The sequence below is a fragment of the Polaromonas sp. CT11-55 genome (genome assembly GCF_047303325.1).
In the GTDB taxonomy this organism is placed as follows: Bacteria; Pseudomonadota; Gammaproteobacteria; order Burkholderiales; family Burkholderiaceae_C; genus Polaromonas.
Window position 1 is genome coordinate 28,138 of the sequence record NZ_JBKBEX010000028.1, and the last position, 15,951, is coordinate 44,088.

General features: G+C 65.1%; 15 protein-coding genes and 2 tRNA genes. 13 read left to right on the plus strand and 4 right to left on the minus strand.

The annotated features are described in order from the left end of the window. Nucleotides 1-34: 34 nt before the first annotated feature. The gene (locus ACEN8I_RS20455; protein WP_413330467.1) at nt 35-979 is read right to left on the minus strand and encodes an asparaginase; all 945 of its coding nucleotides are present in this window, start codon (nt 977-979) and stop codon (nt 35-37) included. Nucleotides 980-1,109: 130 nt separating this feature from the next. Here ACEN8I_RS20455 and lexA point away from each other — a divergent pair, with 130 nt between their 5' ends. The 3 genes from lexA to ACEN8I_RS20470 all read left to right on the plus strand — a co-directional run bounded on the left by lexA (nt 1,110) and on the right by ACEN8I_RS20470 (nt 3,489). Next, nucleotides 1,110-1,814 (plus strand): transcriptional repressor LexA, encoded by a 705-nt coding sequence (lexA, locus tag ACEN8I_RS20460; protein WP_007872461.1) that lies wholly within the window; start codon nt 1,110-1,112, stop codon nt 1,812-1,814. Between the two features lie 133 nt (nt 1,815-1,947). Further along, nucleotides 1,948-2,313, plus strand: coding sequence for a hypothetical protein (locus ACEN8I_RS20465; RefSeq protein WP_413330468.1), 366 nt, complete (start codon nt 1,948-1,950; stop codon nt 2,311-2,313). A 168-nt stretch (nt 2,314-2,481) separates the two neighbouring features. Next, on the plus strand, nt 2,482-3,489 hold the full coding sequence (locus tag ACEN8I_RS20470; RefSeq protein ID WP_007872458.1) for a D-2-hydroxyacid dehydrogenase family protein: 1,008 nt from the start codon (nt 2,482-2,484) through the stop codon (nt 3,487-3,489). Nucleotides 3,490-3,520: 31 nt separating this feature from the next. Here ACEN8I_RS20470 and ACEN8I_RS20475 read toward each other — a convergent pair whose 3' ends face one another. After that, entirely contained in the window at nt 3,521-5,581 is a 2,061-nt protein-coding gene (locus ACEN8I_RS20475) for a hypothetical protein (protein WP_413330469.1), read from the minus strand. A 57-nt stretch (nt 5,582-5,638) separates the two neighbouring features. Here ACEN8I_RS20475 and ACEN8I_RS20480 point away from each other — a divergent pair, with 57 nt between their 5' ends. The 5 genes from ACEN8I_RS20480 to ACEN8I_RS20500 all read left to right on the plus strand — a co-directional run bounded on the left by ACEN8I_RS20480 (nt 5,639) and on the right by ACEN8I_RS20500 (nt 11,417). After that, complete coding sequence (locus tag ACEN8I_RS20480) at nt 5,639-7,159, plus strand: 3-hydroxyacyl-CoA dehydrogenase (RefSeq protein ID WP_413330470.1); 1,521 nt, start codon at nt 5,639-5,641, stop codon at nt 7,157-7,159. Nucleotides 7,160-7,306: 147 nt separating this feature from the next. Beyond that, nucleotides 7,307-8,086: an oxepin-CoA hydrolase, alternative type gene (locus ACEN8I_RS20485; protein ID WP_413330471.1), complete on the plus strand. Its 780-nt coding sequence runs from the start codon at nt 7,307-7,309 to the stop codon at nt 8,084-8,086. A gap of 169 nt (nt 8,087-8,255) precedes the next feature. Continuing rightward, entirely contained in the window at nt 8,256-8,981 is a 726-nt protein-coding gene (locus ACEN8I_RS20490) for a Crp/Fnr family transcriptional regulator (RefSeq protein ID WP_007872449.1), read from the plus strand. 25 nt (nt 8,982-9,006) lie between these two features. Next, nucleotides 9,007-10,098 carry a phosphotransferase gene (locus tag ACEN8I_RS20495; RefSeq protein ID WP_413330472.1) on the plus strand — a complete coding sequence of 364 codons (1,092 nt, stop codon included), beginning with the start codon at nt 9,007-9,009 and terminating at the stop codon, nt 10,096-10,098. 59 nt (nt 10,099-10,157) lie between these two features. Beyond that, the gene (locus ACEN8I_RS20500; RefSeq protein ID WP_007872444.1) at nt 10,158-11,417 is read left to right on the plus strand and encodes an acyl-CoA dehydrogenase family protein; all 1,260 of its coding nucleotides are present in this window, start codon (nt 10,158-10,160) and stop codon (nt 11,415-11,417) included. A 12-nt stretch (nt 11,418-11,429) separates the two neighbouring features. Here ACEN8I_RS20500 and ACEN8I_RS20505 read toward each other — a convergent pair whose 3' ends face one another. Further along, nucleotides 11,430-12,116, minus strand: a complete 687-nt coding sequence (locus ACEN8I_RS20505; protein WP_413330473.1) for a hypothetical protein — start codon at nt 12,114-12,116, stop codon at nt 11,430-11,432. Nucleotides 12,117-12,172: 56 nt separating this feature from the next. On the opposite strand from ACEN8I_RS20505, the gene ACEN8I_RS20510 reads away from it, so the two are divergent. The 3 genes from ACEN8I_RS20510 to ACEN8I_RS20520 all read left to right on the plus strand — a co-directional run bounded on the left by ACEN8I_RS20510 (nt 12,173) and on the right by ACEN8I_RS20520 (nt 13,636). Continuing rightward, nucleotides 12,173-12,877, plus strand: coding sequence for a glutathione binding-like protein (locus tag ACEN8I_RS20510; protein WP_413330474.1), 705 nt, complete (start codon nt 12,173-12,175; stop codon nt 12,875-12,877). Nucleotides 12,878-12,986: 109 nt separating this feature from the next. Further along, nucleotides 12,987-13,063 (plus strand) — tRNA-Arg (locus ACEN8I_RS20515). A 132-nt stretch (nt 13,064-13,195) separates the two neighbouring features. Further along, nucleotides 13,196-13,636, plus strand: a complete 441-nt coding sequence (locus ACEN8I_RS20520; protein ID WP_413330475.1) for a response regulator — start codon at nt 13,196-13,198, stop codon at nt 13,634-13,636. 94 nt (nt 13,637-13,730) lie between these two features. Here the strand turns inward: ACEN8I_RS20520 and ACEN8I_RS20525 are convergent. Next, nucleotides 13,731-13,807 (minus strand) — tRNA-Pro (locus tag ACEN8I_RS20525). A gap of 155 nt (nt 13,808-13,962) precedes the next feature. Here ACEN8I_RS20525 and ACEN8I_RS20530 point away from each other — a divergent pair. After that, nucleotides 13,963-14,466, plus strand: a complete 504-nt coding sequence (locus tag ACEN8I_RS20530; protein WP_413330476.1) for a C4-dicarboxylate ABC transporter substrate-binding protein — start codon at nt 13,963-13,965, stop codon at nt 14,464-14,466. Further along, a complete protein-coding gene (locus ACEN8I_RS20535; protein ID WP_413330477.1) occupies nt 14,463-15,950 on the plus strand; it encodes a TRAP transporter large permease subunit in 1,488 nt (495 codons plus the stop codon). The genes ACEN8I_RS20530 and ACEN8I_RS20535 overlap by 4 nt, the downstream gene beginning before the upstream one ends. The last annotated feature ends 1 nt before the right edge of the window (nt 15,951 follow it).

The following is a 15,951-nucleotide window of genomic DNA, read 5'->3' on the forward strand; positions in this document are numbered from 1 at the left end:
AGGGGCGCGCCTGCGCAACCGGTCCCGCAGAGATTCAAGCCAGCAACTGCAGGATCAGGCTCACGCGGGCCTTGACCGGGCTCAGGCCTTCCGAATCCGGAATCGTGTCAGCCGGGGTCGGCAACACCCGCCCTGCGGCGCAGCGGCTGGCGCGAATCACCTTGACGCCGTCGGCCTGGGCCTTGAGCAAAGCGGCCTGCAGCTCATGGTGCAGGCTGCCGTTGCCGGTTCCGGCCACCACCAGGCCTTGCACGCCCCGCGCCTGCAAGGCTTGCACGATGGCGCCACCGGCGCCGGCATGGTTCATGATGATTTCGACACGGGGCACAGCGCCGGCCAGGCCGGCAATGCTTTTGGCGGCAGCCTGTGCGCGCCCCGCTTCGGCTTGCGGCCAGCTACGTAGCAGCCTCAATTGGCCCTCCTCCACATAGCCTATGGGGCCGGCGTCGCCCGAACTGAAAGGATCGAGCTTATAGGTATGCACCTTCTGCACATCCGCCGCGCCGTGGATGACGCCGGCGCATACCGCGACCACGCCATGCGCTCCTGCGTGGCGCGCCACAGCCACGGCATCGAGCAGGTTTTGCGGCCCGTCGGGCACCAGCGCCGTGGCCGGGCGCATCGCGCAGGTCAGCACCACGGGCTTGGCCGGCGCCAGCAGCGCCTGCAGGAAAAAAGCGGTTTCCTCCAGCGTATCGGTGCCGTGCGTGATGACGATGCCCTGGATATCGGGCTGCGCCAGGTAATGGCTCACGCGCGCGGCCAGCTTGGCCCATACGGCAAAAGTCATATCCTTGCTGTCGACCTGCGCCACCTGCTCGGTGAGCACCGTGCCGGCCTGCGCCAGGGCCGGGATCGCGGCCAGCAGTTCTTCCACGCCCACCTGGGCGGCGGTGTAGCCGATGTTGTCCGACGCACTGGCGGCCCGGCCGGCAATCGTGCCGCCGGTGCCCAGAATCACAATATTTTGAGGATGCATGGAAAGTGGTCTTGCAATCTTTTAAAAACTGGATGAAAATACAGGTACTGGATATTAAAACAGGTCGATACAGCTAAACGGGTTGCAGCCCCGGCCTCTTGACCTGACTGAAGAACCAAGGAGTCCCGCCATGAGCATCCTCGCCGATTTCCCGCATTTTCCCTCCGAAGGTCCCAAGCTCACGGCGCGCCAGCAACAAATCCTGGAACTGATCCAGAGCGCTATCGCGCGCACCGGCGCACCACCCACCCGCGCCGAAATCGCCAACGAACTGGGTTTCAAGTCCGCCAACGCCGCCGAAGAACACCTGCAGGCGCTGGCCCGCAAAGGCGTCATTGAACTCGTCAGCGGCACCTCCCGCGGCATACGCCTGCGCGGCGACACCCTGCGCTCCATCAACGAATCACGCACCAAACAGTTTTCCCTGCCGTTGCAAAGCCTGGCCCAACTCGCCCTACCGCTGGTAGGGCGGGTTGCTGCTGGCAGCCCGATTCTCGCGCAGGAACATATCGAGCAAACCTATTATTTTGAAAGCGGCCTGTTCCAGCGCCAACCCGATTACCTGCTCAAGGTTCGCGGCATGAGCATGCGCGACGTCGGCATCATGGACGGCGACCTGCTGGCCGTCAAACAGGCCAAAGAAGCCAAGAACGGCCAGATCGTCGTGGCCCGCCTCGGCGATGAAGTCACCGTCAAGCGCTTTCGCCGCAACAAGAACCTGATCGAGCTTTTGCCCGAAAACCCGGACTTCAAGACCATCGTGGTCGAGCCCGGTGAACCGTTTGAACTCGAAGGCCTGGCCGTCGGTTTGATACGCAACACCATGCTGATGTAAGCCACCCCATCCGGCCACGCACCAGGTGGCGGGCGTTTGGCTTTCTGGCCAACACCCTGGTGCGGCGGCCCTGCCGGCCTGTCGCCGGTCCGAAATCCTGCCTGTGTAAACCTCTCTCATACAGGAGTTCATCATGGGAATCGTCAGTTTTTCACATTCACCCCTTCTGTCCATCCTGCTGGCCCCCGCGCAGGCGCTGGCAGCCTGGTTTGTGCCTGCAACCAGGTCCGGCCGGTATTCCGCGCCTGCACGTGCCCAGCGCGCAAGCGGCCAGTTGGTACTGCCTTTTTCTTCGGGTGCCGCCACGGCCCCGCGCGAAACCACCCCAACCGGCAAGGCCATGCCCAAACACCCCGCGCCCAGCCGCCTGCGCGTCGTTCGCGAATTCGACGCCAATGTCGGCCCGGCCTGCGCCGGCCGCATGGTGATCTCGGGCCGCATGGCCGACGTCTGCGCGGAGCTTGAGCGCATGGCGCAGCGCGAGGCCGCGTTGCAGTAAAAAAGCAAGCTTGGCCCGCCTTCGTCCTTGCGGCAAAGGCCCGTGAGCCCGCGCCGCGCGCCGCCGCCAGACTGAAATACCGCAACAGGGTTTCCTGGCGATACAAAATGAGCGTGTTCAGGTAGCCCTTCCCGCAAGGAAGAAAAATCTTGCAGGCACAATATCGGCATGAATATTGTGATCCTCGACGACTACCAGGACGCAGTGCGAAAACTGAATTGCGCTGCCAAATTGGAGGCCTATCCCGCCAAGGTCTACACCAACACCGTCAAAGGCATAGGCCAGCTGTCCGTCCGGCTCAAGGATGCCGACGTCATCGTCCTCATCCGGGAACGGACCCAGCTCAGCAGGCAGGTCATTGAAAAACTGCCCAAACTCAAGCTGATCGTGCAAACCGGTCGCGTCGGGGGCCACATCGACGTCGCGGCCTGCACCGAGCGCGGCATCGCGGTGGCCGAAGGCACCGGTTCACCCACGGCGCCGGCCGAACTGACCTGGGCCCTGGTCATGGCGGCCATGCGCCGCATCCCGCATTACGTGGCCCACCTCAAGCACGGTGCCTGGCAGCAGGCCGGCCTCAAGTCGGCCTCCATGCCGCCGAATTTCGGCATAGGTTCAGTCCTCAAGGGCAAGACACTGGGCGTGTGGAGCTACGGAAAGATCGGGCAAATCGTCGCCGGCTACGGCCGGGCGTTCGGCATGCGGGTCATCATCTGGGGCCGCGAGGCCTCGCGTGAGCGGGCCCAGGCCGACGGCTACGAAGTCGCCGGCAGCAAGGCCGAGTTTTTTGAACAAAGCGATGTGCTGAGCCTGCACCTGCGCCTGCACGACGAAACCCGCGGCATCGTCACGCTGGAAGACCTGTCGCGCATGAAGACCACCTCCTTGCTGGTCAACACCTCGCGCGCCGAGCTGATAGAGCCCGAGGCGCTGATTGCCTCGCTCAACCGCGGCCGCCCAGGCCTGGCGGCCATCGACGTGTTTGAATCCGAGCCCATCCTGCAGGGTCACGCTCTGCTTCGCCTCGAAAACTGCATCTGCACGCCGCACATCGGCTATGTGGAGCAGGACAGCTACGAGCTGTACTTCGGCGCAGCTTTCGACAACGTCGTCAACTTCATCAAGGGCACGCCCACCAACATCGTCAATCCCGGCGCGCTGCAAGTGCGGCGCTGAGCCGGTGTATTTCCTTTAGGCGGGGCCGAAACTAGGCCTTGGGGTCTGGCCTGGAGGCCGGCACATCGAGGTCGAACTCGATGAGGTTGCTGAAATCCCCGGCTTCGGGCGGTATGTCCATCATGGCGATGGCCGGCAACGGCGCCAGGGCGTCGTCGGCTTCCTCTTGGCTCAGGTCAATGTCCAGCCCCAGCCTCGGTGAAACAGGCGGCCGCGTCAGGTCCAGGCTTGGCGCAATTTCCGTGGGAAAAGCGCCAGCCCCGGCGACCGGAAGCGCAACGGGAAGCGGCGGCGGCGTTTCCTGCAAGCGGGCGGACAGGGGCAGGATGTTGGTTGGGCCAAAGCTGCTCGCCTGCGGCAGGGCGACCGCCAGGCTCGGCATTCCAGGTGCCGGCGCGCCGGCGCCTTCCCCGGCTTCGACGGGCCGGGTAACGATCTTCTTGGCGATGGAGTGAAGCAGCAGCAGCTCACGGTAAGCCGCAAGGCTGAAAACCTCGCTGCGCGAGTCGGGTTTGCGAAAGATCGACTCTTCCAGCACATCCAGCACCTTGGGCGTTGGCCACAGCGACTCGATGCGCGTGAGGGCCGCCACATAAAACTCCAGGCCGTGCGTGTCCATCGCATAGTCGTCGAAGGCGGGCACCTGGGCATTGAACATGCGGTGGAAGTCCTTGCGCAACGCGTCGTAGTCGTCCTTGCGGCCCAGGCTGTGGTAAAGGTCAAACAGGTCCAGATAGACCAGTGCGCTGGTTTCCACGTTGTCCATGATGTGCAGGCGCAGGACATCCACCGCCTTGTCGGGATGGCCCAGCGAGACGAAAAAATCCGCCTGCTGCTGGACATCAAACAACTCCTCGGCGTTGACGATGCGGGGCATGCCGCTCAAGCCGCCCAGGCTGGGCAGGAATTCAGGGCGATCCACAGGCTCAACCGGCCTGGATGCCGGCAGCTTGCGCGTGCTTTCAAATTGAAGCGCGTCCAAATCCAGGTCCACCGCCGACACCGGCGCGGGCGCAAGACCGGCAGACCGGGAGGCCGGCCCCGTCTCATCCGAAAAACCGCTGGGTTTGCCCTGAGCGGCTTCCTTGTCCCACCAGTGGTCCAGGCGCAGCGCGCGCTGGCGATCGCGCCTCCAGAAAAAACCGGCCGCCAGCAATGCGAGCAACAGAATGGTGCCCAAGGCATACACCAGCCAGTTGCTGTAGCGCTCCTGGCGCGCCTGCTCGAGCTGGCCGCGCAGGTCCGTTACGGCCAGTTCCGTTTTGCGGCTTTGCGCCAGCATTGCGGCCACATCGGATTCCAGGGACTTGAGCCGCTGGCTGTCACGCGCCATGTCTTGCGGCTGGGCGTTAAGTGCCTGCCACAGCGCGGCCGCGGAGGCCCGTTGCTGGGCATCGGCGGAAGGCAGGGTCAGCAACTCAGGCGAAGCGCGAAGCACAGGGTCGCGTTCGGCAGCCAGGTCGATGGGGGCCAATTGCAGGCGTGGCCCCGATTTGCGCGCCGGCGCTGGGGTTGGTGCCTGTTTTGGTGTCTGTTTGCCGGCCGTGCGGGCCGGCGGCATGCCCAAAGAAGAAGCCATCGCAGTGCCGGTGCCGGTGCGGGTTTGCGGCTTGGCCTTCGAGGTCCCGGCTTGGGATAGCGCTGCCGTACTCGCCGCCGCAGCAGCCGGCGCTTGCGCGAGTGTCGAGGGTACCGGGACGCTGTTGTCACCCAGCATCTCGGCCAGCAACACGTATTTGCGCGAATTTTTTTGCTGGCAGCCTTCGCGGGCATACAGCATCACAACCGGCTCATCGAGCACGACAGTCGTGCGGATGCGGACCAGGACTTCACCGGCACCGGCGCCCGGCGAGATCGAGGTGCGTACCTTGTCGGGGGAAATCTGGCTGTCGCCGAAAAACACCTCGGCGGACAGGCAGACGGAGGATGGGTTTTCAGTGCCGTCCAGTTGTGCGGACAGCGTGACGTCGAGTGGGTGGCCCACAATGGCCGCGCCGCGCACGCGGCCCAGGGATGCGGCCAGGGTGTGGGCGGCAAGGCCCAACAGCAAAGCGCCAAGCAGGCATTTCAAAGACTTCTCGGCGGATTTCATGGGGTGGGCGAATTTTGCCACGCGCGTTCGCTGAAGAGGCTCAGCCATAATTCGGCCATGAAAGTAAATTTTGCAAATGTGGGAATAGTTGGCACTGGCGCGATGGGCCGCGGCATTGCCCAGATCGCCGCGCAGGCCGGCAGCACTGTCAGGCTCATGGATGCGCAAGCGGGCGCCGCCGAAAAAGCGCGCGAAGCCATCTGCACCCAATGGGACAAGCTGGTTGAAAAAGGCCGCCTCGAAGCCGCGACGGCCGCCGCGCACAAGGACCGCCTCGTGCTCGCCGGCACCCTGGCCGATCTCGCGGGCTGCGACCTCGTCGTCGAGGCCATCGTGGAGCGCCTGGACGTCAAACGCGCGCTATTCGCCGAACTGGAGGCACTGGTGCCCGCGCAGACGGTGCTGGCCAGCAACACCTCCTCGCTGTCCGTGACCGCCATCGCGGCGGCGCTCAAGCACCCCGAACGCCTGGCTGGCTTTCACTTCTTCAACCCGGTTCCGCTGATGAAGGTGGTCGAAGTGATCGCGGGCCTGAAAACCAGCCCCAGCGTGTGCGAGGGCCTGAACCAATACGCCCGGCAGATGGGCCATACGCCCGTGCAGGCGCAGGACACGCCCGGCTTCATCGTCAACCACGCGGGCCGGGGCTACGGCACCGAGGCGCTGCGCATCGTCAGCGAAGGTGTCGCCGATTTCGCCACCATAGACCGCATCCTGCGCGACCAGGCCGGCTTCAAGCTGGGCCCCTTTGAGCTCATGGACCTGACCGCGCTCGACGTCTCCCATCCGGTGATGGAGTCGATCTACCACCAGTATTACGAAGAAGCCCGCTACCGCCCCAGCGTGATCACCGCGCAGCGCCTGGCCGGCGGCATGCTGGGACGCAAGACCGGTGAAGGCTTTTACCGCTACGCGGACGGCACCATGCAGCTGCCCGCGGAACCCGCGGCTCCCCAGGTCGCTGAACTCCCGCCCGTCTGGGTCTCGCCCCGGGCCTCGCGCCGCGCTGAACTGCTGCAGTTGCTCAAGAACCTGGGCGCGAAAATCGAGACCGGCGCCTCCGCCTCACCGCAGGCACTGACGCTGGTCGCGCCACTGGGTTTTGACATCACCACAGTCGCCGTGGTGGAGCGCCTGGACCCGGCCCGCACCGTCGGCATCGACATGCTGATCGATGACGCGGCTACCAGACGGCGCGTGCTGGCCACCAACCCGGCCACACGCAGCGACATGCGCGACGCCGCACACGCCCTCTTCGCCCGCGACGGCAAGGCCGTCAGCGTGATCCGCGACAGCGGCGGCTTCGTCACCCAGCGCGTGGTGGCCACCATCGTCAACATCGCCAGCGACATCTGCCAGCAAGGCATCTGCAGCCCGAAAGACCTGGAAACCGCTGTCACCCTCGGGCTCGGTTACCCCCTGGGCCCGCTGGCCATGGGCGACCGCTACGGCCCCACCAATGTGCTGGAAGTGCTGTTCAACATGCAGACCGTGTACGGCGACCAGCGCTACCGCCCCTCCCCCTGGCTGCGGCGCCGCGGTGCCATCGGCTTGAGCCTCATGCATGTGGAAGAATGAAACACCCCCGTCGGATGCTCACTTCGTGTAGCACCTTCTCCCCTCGAGGGGGCGGCGCCTGCGGCCTGGCGAAGCCAGTTCCGCGGCCCCCACTGGCGTGGAAATCCGCTCTCCGGCTACCCTTTCTTTCGCATTGGAACAAGTGACATGGCAGGCGCAATCAAGAGTACCAGCGAGGGCCAGACCCTTATCCTGACAATCAGCAACCCGGAGTTCAGGAATGCCCTGGGGCCCGACTTCTATGCCGCGGGCATTGAAGCGCTGAACGCTGCCGAGAACAACCCCGAGATCCGCAGCGTGGTCATCACCGGCGAAGGCGCGATTTTCTGCGCGGGCGGCAACCTGCAGCGGCTGGAGGCCAACCGCCGCGAGGCGCCCGAGGTGCAGGCGCAGAGCATAGAAGGCCTGCACAACTGGATAGATTCGATACGCACCTACCCCAAGCCGGTGATCGCCGCCGTGGAAGGCGCGGCCGCCGGCGCCGGTTTTTCGCTGGTGTTGGCCTGCGATTTTGTGGTGGCGGCCGACAACGCCGTGTTTGTGATGTCCTACAGCACCGTGGCGCTGTCGCCCGACGGCGGCGGCAGCTGGGCGCTGGCGCGCGCACTGCCGCGCGCACTGGCCAGCGAACTGCTGATGAGCGGCGAACGCATAGGGGCGCGCCGGCTGCATGACTTCGGCCTGGTGAACCGGGTCACGGCCCCCGGCGAAGCCCTGGCCCAGGCCCGGGAACTGGCCGAAAGCCTCAATGCGCGCGCGCCCAATGCGCTGGCCAGCATCAAGGAGCTCATCAACGAGGCGGCCGGCAACACGCTGAACCAGCAGCTGGCCCGCGAGCAGGAGCACTTCGTGCGCAACCTGCACGATGCCAACGCCGGCGAAGGCATAGACGCCTTCCTGAACAAGCGCACGCCGCACTACCGCTAGACAGGCCTTTGCGGGTAGGCCAGTCGCAGGCCGCCCAGCACCGCCACTTCCCGGCATCCCCCGGCATCCCCCGGCACTCGCCGGGCGACACCAATGCGACAGCCCGCTGGCGCCGGAAGGGTCCCTCAAGCGACAATGGACGTCTTGTTAGTCACTCAAAAGACAGACCATGGACGATCCCATTCTTACGATAGAGGAACGAGAGGCCATCAACAACGGCCGCTGGTTTTCATCCCTGTCCCCATCCCTGAGGCACGACATATTCCGATGCGCCTACGTCAAACGCTACAAAGACGGCGAACTCATCAGCGCCCGCGGCGATGTGCCGGAAGAATGGATATCCTGTGCGCGGGGCGCCATTCGCGTGAGCTCGACCTCGATTTCGGGCAAGCAGGTGACCCTGACCTATGTGGAGCCCGGCCTCTGGGTCGGCGACGTGGCGATCTTCGACGGCGAGCGGCGCACCCACGACTCCTATGCCCATGGCGAGACCACGCTGCTGTGCGTCTCGCGCGCCGACCTGCGCAAGATTTTGAGCCAGCACGTCGAACTCTACGAAGCCCTGCTGCGCCTGCATGCGCGCCGCATCCGGCAGCTCTTTGGCCTGGTGGAAGACCTCAACACCCTGCCCCTGCGCGCGCGCCTGGCCAAGCAGCTGCTGCACCTGGTGCGCAGCTACGGCGTGCCCAGCCTGGCGGACGGCGGCGAAGTGCGCATAGGCCTGCAGCTGGCGCAGGAAGAACTGGCCCAGTTGCTGGGCGCCTCGCGCCAGCGCGTGAACCAGGAACTCAAGGCCATGGAGCGCGAGGAAGCCATACGCATAGAGCCGGGCGGCCTGGTGGTGCGCAACCGGCAGGCCCTGATGCGTATTTCCGAAGCCGAAATCGAAAAATAAACACACGGGGACAAGCCCTTCAAGCATGAGCAACTTCGACCACTTTGTCGGCACCCGGGCCGTGTCCGGCGCGCACGCGTTTGACCTCGACGCGCTCACCGCTTACCTCAGCAGCCACCTGTCCGGCTTCAAGGGCCCGCTGACGGCGGAAATCTTCAAGGGCGGCCAGTCCAACCCGACCTACAAGCTGCTCACGCCCGGCGCGTCCTACGTGATGCGTGCCAAGCCGGGGCCGGTGGCCAAGTTGCTGCCTTCGGCCCACGCGGTGGAGCGCGAATTCAAGGTCATGCAAGGCCTGCAGGGCACCGATGTACCGGTGCCGAAGATGTATTGCCTCTGCGAAGACGAGTCCGTGATTGGCCGCGCCTTCTACGTGATGGAGTTCGTCGAAGGCCGCGTGCTCTGGGACCAGTCTCTGCCCGGCATGGACAAGGCCCAGCGCGGCGAGATTTACGACGAAATGAACCGCGTGATCTCCGCACTGCACAAGGTGAAGTTCGCCGAGCGCGGCCTGGCCGACTACGGCAAGCCCGGCAACTATTTTGAGCGCCAGATAGGCCGCTGGAGCAAGCAGTACGCCGCCTCCATCACCCAGCCCATCGCCGAGATGGACAGCCTGATGCAATGGCTGCCGGCCAACATCCCGGCGAGCGCGCGCGACGAAAGCCTGGTGTCCATCGTGCACGGCGACTTCCGGCTCGACAACCTGCTGTTCCACGCCACCGAGCCGCGCGTGCTGGCCGTGCTCGACTGGGAGCTGTCCACCCTGGGCCATCCGCTGGCCGACTTCAGCTACCACTGCATGGCGTGGCACATCCCCCCCGGGGCCTTCCGCGGCATAGGCGGGCTGGATGTCGAAAGCCTGGGCATCCCCACCGAATCCGAGTACATACGCCGCTATTGCGAGCGCACCGGCCTGGCCACGCCCGAGGCGCTCAAGGCCGACTGGAACTTCTACATGGCCTACAACCTGTTTCGCATCGCGGCCATCCTGCAGGGCATCGCCAAGCGCGTCGAGGCCGGGACCGCCTCCAGCGCCCAGGCTGTCAGCTCGGCCGCCGGGGCACCGCTGCTGGCAAAAATGGCCTGGGGCTTTGCCCTCAAGAGCCAGGGCTGACAACAGCCTCGCCCCTCCCCTTTACAACAACACCGCCCCACACCCCTTCTGGAGATTTCATGGACTTCAACTACACCCCCAAGGTACAGGAACTGCGGGCGCGCCTGCTCAAGTTCATGGACGAGCACATCTACCCGAACGAGGCGCGCTTCTTCCGCGAGATCGCCGAGAACCGCGCCAAGGGCAATGCCTGGGTGCCGACAAAGCTGGTCGAAGAACTCAAGCCCAAGGCGCGCGCGGCCGGCTTGTGGAACCTGTTTTTGCCGCACTCGCCGCGTGCGCCTGAAGGCCTGTCCAACCTCGAGTACGCGCCGCTGTGCGAAATCATGGGCCGCGTTCCCTTCGCCGCCGAGGTCTTCAACTGCTCGGCGCCCGACACCGGCAACATGGAAACCATCGCCCGCTACGGCTCCGAGGCCAACAAGGACCAGTGGCTGGACCCGCTGCTCAAGGGCGAGATCCGCTCGGCCTTCCTGATGACCGAGCCCGAAGTCGCTTCGTCCGACGCGACCAATATCCAGTGCCGCATTGAGCGCGACGGCGACCACTATGTGCTCAACGGCCTCAAGTGGTGGTCCTCCGGCGCGGGCGACCCACGCTGCGCCGTCTACATCGTCATGGGCAAGACCAACCCAGACGCCGGCCGCCACGAGCAGCAATCGATGATCCTGGTGCCGGCCAACACGCCCGGCATCACCGTGATTCGCCCGCTATCGGTCTTCGGCTACGACGACGCGCCGCACGGCCACATGGAAGTGCGCCTGACCAATGTGCGCGTGCCCGCTGCCAACTTGCTGCTGGGCGAAGGCCGCGGCTTTGAAATCGCCCAGGGCCGCCTCGGCCCCGGACGCATACACCACTGCATGCGCAGCATAGGCATCGCCGAGCGCGCACTGGAGCTGATGTGCAAGCGCCTGAACAGCCGCGTCGCCTTCGGCAAGCCGATTGCCAGCCAGTCGGTCTGGCACGAACGCATTGCCGAGGCGCGCTGCATGATTGAGCAAGCCCGCCTGCTGACGCTCAAGGCCGCCTACATGATGGACACCGTGGGCAACAAGGTTGCCAAGGCTGAAATCGCGATGATCAAGGTGGTGGCGCCCAATATGGCCTGCCAGATCATCGACTGGGCCATCCAGGCCCACGGCGGCGGCGGCGTGTCGGACGACTTCCCGCTGGCTTACGCCTACGCCAGCCAGCGTACTTTGCGCCTGGCCGACGGCCCGGACGAGGTGCACCGCGCCTCGCTGGCCAAGCTGGAACTGGCCAAGCATCTTTTGATGCCAGGCGAAGTCGAAATGCCCATTACGCGCGGCAGCTGAAGGAAACGCCTCTTACAGCGTGAGGTCGTTGGAGAGGCCGGCGATCGCCGACTCGCAGGCCGTGGTGAAAATCAGGGCCGCATGCTCCAGCGTAGGCATGTCGGCCGGGGTGTACTGCATGCGCAGATAGGCCTTGCCGCGCAGCACCATCAGGATAAAAGGCACCTGCGGGTCGGGTGCCGGCTCGGGCCAGGACATCATCAACTCGACCAGTTGCGGGTCCAGCCAGGCCATCGCATTCGAGCGGTGGTCGGCCATCACCGCGTAGCGTTCCCAGAAAGGCTTAGGCAGGCTTTCCCAGCCGACTTCGGCGTACATGGCCAGCCAACGCACTTCTTCCGGCATGCTGGGGTCGGCGGTGGTCTGCAGGGTATCGGTATAGGCCTGATAGGCCTTTTTTTCCAGGGCATCCTTCAGGGCCCGGTTCATGACCAGTACGGTGACGTCGTCGTTGACCTTGATCTCGCCGCGGGCGCGCAGTTCCTCGCCGCGGATGTAGTCGCGCGATGGGCGGCCACGCTCCATCTTCCAGGGCTTGCCGCCCACATTGCCCTTGAGTGAAAAACCCTTGCCCTGCCCCATGCCGGTGAAAGAAAAGCCGCGGGTTCCGGCCCATTCGGACACGGCTTCATCAGACGTGGCCGCATCGCCGGCATCCGCCTTACCCGCAACAAAGACTTTCTTCAAGCGCTCGAACATGGTTTTCGCTTTTCTCTTAAAGTGCAGCGACCATCATAGTAGTCAAGGACACCCCGATGATCAATGTTTACTCATGGCCCACGCCCAACGGCCACAAAGTCCACATCATGCTGGAAGAATGCGGCCTGCGCCTGGGCCGCGACTGGCAGGCCATTCCCGTCAACATCGGCACCGGCGACCAGTTCAAGCCCGAATTCCTGGCCATCAGCCCGAACAACAAGATCCCGGCCCTGGTCGACCCGGTGGGCCCCGATGGCAAACCCATCTCGGTGTTCGAATCCGGCGCCATCCTGCTCTACCTGGCCGCCAAGACCGGCAAGCTGCTGCCGAAAACCGACCGCCTGAAGTTCCAGGTGCTGCAGTGGCTGATGTTCCAGATGGGCGGTGTCGGCCCCATGATCGGACAGACCCACCATTTCCGCCAGTACGCGCCTGAAAAAATCGACTACGCGATCAAGCGCTACACCAATGAAACAAAGCGCCTTTACGGCGTGATGGACAAGCAACTGTCCGCCCACGCCTTCATCGCCTGCGACGAATACAGCATTGCCGACATCGCCATCTTCCCGTGGCTGCGCAACTGGGAGAACCACGGCATAGACTGGGCCGACTACCCGCACCTCAAAAAATGGTTCGACCTGATCAGCGAGCGCCCCGCCGTGCAGCGCGGCGTCAAGGTGCTGGCCGAGCTGCGCAGGCCCATCACCGACGACAGGGCGCGCGAAGTGCTGTTCGGCAAAACGCAGTACGAAAAGCGCTAAGCTGGGGCCCGCCGGCCGGGCCGGTGGCGGGCGATTGAAGGTATGATTCGCGACGAGCTGGAAACGGCGGCCGCCCCTGCGCGGCCTTGCCCCGGCTTGCACACACAGACTGCCCGTAGCTCAGTTGGATAGAGCATCAGCCTTCTAAGCTGAGGGTCGGGGGTTCGATCCCCTCCGGGCAGGCCAGACATGGCGCCAGCCGCGCCCCTCACCCGGCACTTGGGAACTTCGCTGACCCCACCAGTCAAGGCCGGAGGTATATATTCGGGGTTGCGGCCGCGAGCCCGAAGGCCGTCAATACCAAGGAGGCGAGCAAACATGCCCAGACCAACCATGCTGCTGGTGGAGGATAACCCCGCTCACGTCGAGTTGACGGTGGTGACGCTGCAGGAAAACGGCGCCGACCATGAAATCATCGTCGCCCGCGACGGCAAGGAAGCCCTGGACTACCTTTTCTGCGAAGGTGCCTACAGCGGCCGTCCGTCCGACCAGCCGCCCGAGTTGGTCATGCTGGACCTGAATTTACCCGGGCTCAGCGGCGCGCAAGTCATGCAGCGCATGCGCGGCGACCCTCGCACCTTCTTTGTACCCGTCGTCATCCTGACCTCCGAGCCCAAATACTCCCCGATCGTGAAGGAAATCCAGGGTGGCCTCGCCAGCTATGTGCGCAAGCCGCTGCATTTCCGGGATTTTCAGGAAAAACTGGAACAGGTGCGTGAATACTGGCGCACGTCCAACTTCGGGCCGCTTAAATCCTGAGGGCTGGGCCCCCGGGGCCCAGAACCCCGACGTTTGAGGTGAGCCAGGCGGACATGAAAAAGCCCACTGGCGTGGGCTTTTTACGGGGAAATGATGGTCGGAGTACAAGGATTCGAACCTTGGACCCCCTGGTCCCAAACCAGGTGCGCTACCAGACTGCGCCACACTCCGACTAGTCAAATATTATAGCCCGAACCCGCTACACTTTCCCGCGGCCGTCCTCATTTTTTCCATTCACTGGATCGCACCATGAAACTTCGCCGCGCTGCCCAGCCTGGTCCGCACCGGCCCGATGCAAAGGTTTGCCGCGGCAAGCCTGGAGCCGCATGAGGATGGAGGCCATCGCCAGGGCCGCGTCCGGGGTGGACAAAGGCCTGACCCGCATGACCGCGGTGTTCGGTCTGCTGGTGCTGCCGCTGGCGGCGCTGCTGCTGGCCCAATGGCCGCTGCGTGAACTCGTGCAGGCCTACTCGCGCCAGGCCAATGACGCGGCGCAGGTGCTGTTCGCGCTGTATGTGGCGGTGGCCATGACCGCGGCCTCCAGAAGCCACGCCCATCTGGCCTCCCTGCAACCGCATCCGACCGGTGCACCCCGCCCGCGATGGCATGCCTGGGCATTGCTGGCCTGCGTGACACCGTGGGCGCTGTTCATGCTCTGGGCCGGCTGGCCGCTGGTGGCGGCTTCGGTGGCTTCTTTTGAGCGCTTTGGTGAAACGCTCACGCCAGGTTATTTTGTGATCAAGCTCGCCATGGCATTGATGCTCCTGCTGGTGCTGGCCGAAGGCCTGTTGGAACTGCTGCCGCACGGCCGCGCGCCGGGCTCGCCATGAGCCTCACCGGCCCCCTCGCGGGCGTATGGATGCTGCTGGCGCTGGGCGCGCTGATTCTCGCCACCGGCTTGCCGGTCTGGGCTTTGCTGATAGGCGTGTCCAGCCTGTTCGCGGCGATGGGCCTGGCCGCGGGCGCCTTCGACCTGCAAATCCTGCAAGCCCTGCCGGTACGTACGCTGGGCCTGCTGGAAAACGATTTGCTGCAGGCCATGCCGCTGTACGTCTTTATGGGCATTTTGCTGCAGCGCCTGACGGTGGCCGATGCCCTGTTTTCCTCGCTGTTGCGGCTGTTCCGCCCGCTGGCCGGCGCACATGCGCTCTCGGCCCTGGGCGTGGGCGCCCTCATCGCCCCCATGAACGGCTCGGTCGCCTCCAGTTCGGCCCTGCTCTCGCGCCTGGTGGCCCCGCGCATGGCGCACCTGAACACCGCCCGGGCCATCTCCATCATCAGCGTGGCCGCCACCATAGGCGTGGTGGTGCCGCCCTCGCTGGTGTTGCTGTTGCTGGGCGACGCCATGATGCTGGCGCACCTGGAAGCCAGCCGGCTGCCCGGTTACCTGCAGGCAGGCCAGCGCATCATCAACACCCAGGACGTGATGCATGCCGCGCTGCTGCCCGCCCTGTGCGTGCTGGCGCTCTGGGCCCTGGTGGCCTGGCGCCAGGCGCGCAAGCTCAAGGAAACGCCGCCACAAGTCCCCCCCAGCCGGTCGCAGACGGCCATCGCCCTGGCTGCGGGCGGCACCATCCTTGTACTGCTGGCTGGCGTCTTTACAGGAAAGCTTTACGCGGTGGAGGCGGCGGCCACCGGCGCGATGCTGCTGGTCGCCACGGCCCTCCTGGGCCGTTCGCTACCGGCCTCCGGTTGGCGGCTGGTGTTGGCCGACACGCTCAAGCTCAGCGGCGCGCTGTTCGCGCTGCTGGTCGGCGCGACCACCTTTAGCCTGGTGTTTCGCATCTTCGGCACCGACCGGTGGCTTAACGGCCTGCTGCTGGGCTCCACACTGCCGCCGGGCGTGACGGCGGCGCTGGTGCTGTTGCTGGTGGCCTTATGCGCCTGGGTGCTGGATGCCTTCGAGATGATTTTTGTCATCGTGCCCATCGTCGCGCCCGCGCTCATCGCGCGCCTGGGCGACGCCCAGCAGGCGGCGGTGCTGCTGCTGTTGGTGCTGCAACTCAGTTTCCTGATTCCGCCCATGGGTTACGCGGTGCTGATGGCCCGTTCCCGCTCGGGCCTGCCGGCCATTTCAAGCCGGCGCCTGCTGGGTGCGCTGTGGCCCATGCTGCTGGTGCAGGTCGCGCTTACGGCGGCGGTGTTCGCGTTTCCAGCCACCGTGCACTGGCTGGATGCACCCGCGCCCGCGGCTTCCACGCAGGCGCCCATGGCCGACGATGAAATTGCGCGCCAGATGCGCGAGATGTCTGGCGCCGAACCCCTGGAGCCAGGCGCGGGCGCGGGCGCGGCCACCGCCCCGGCCGCGCCCTGAG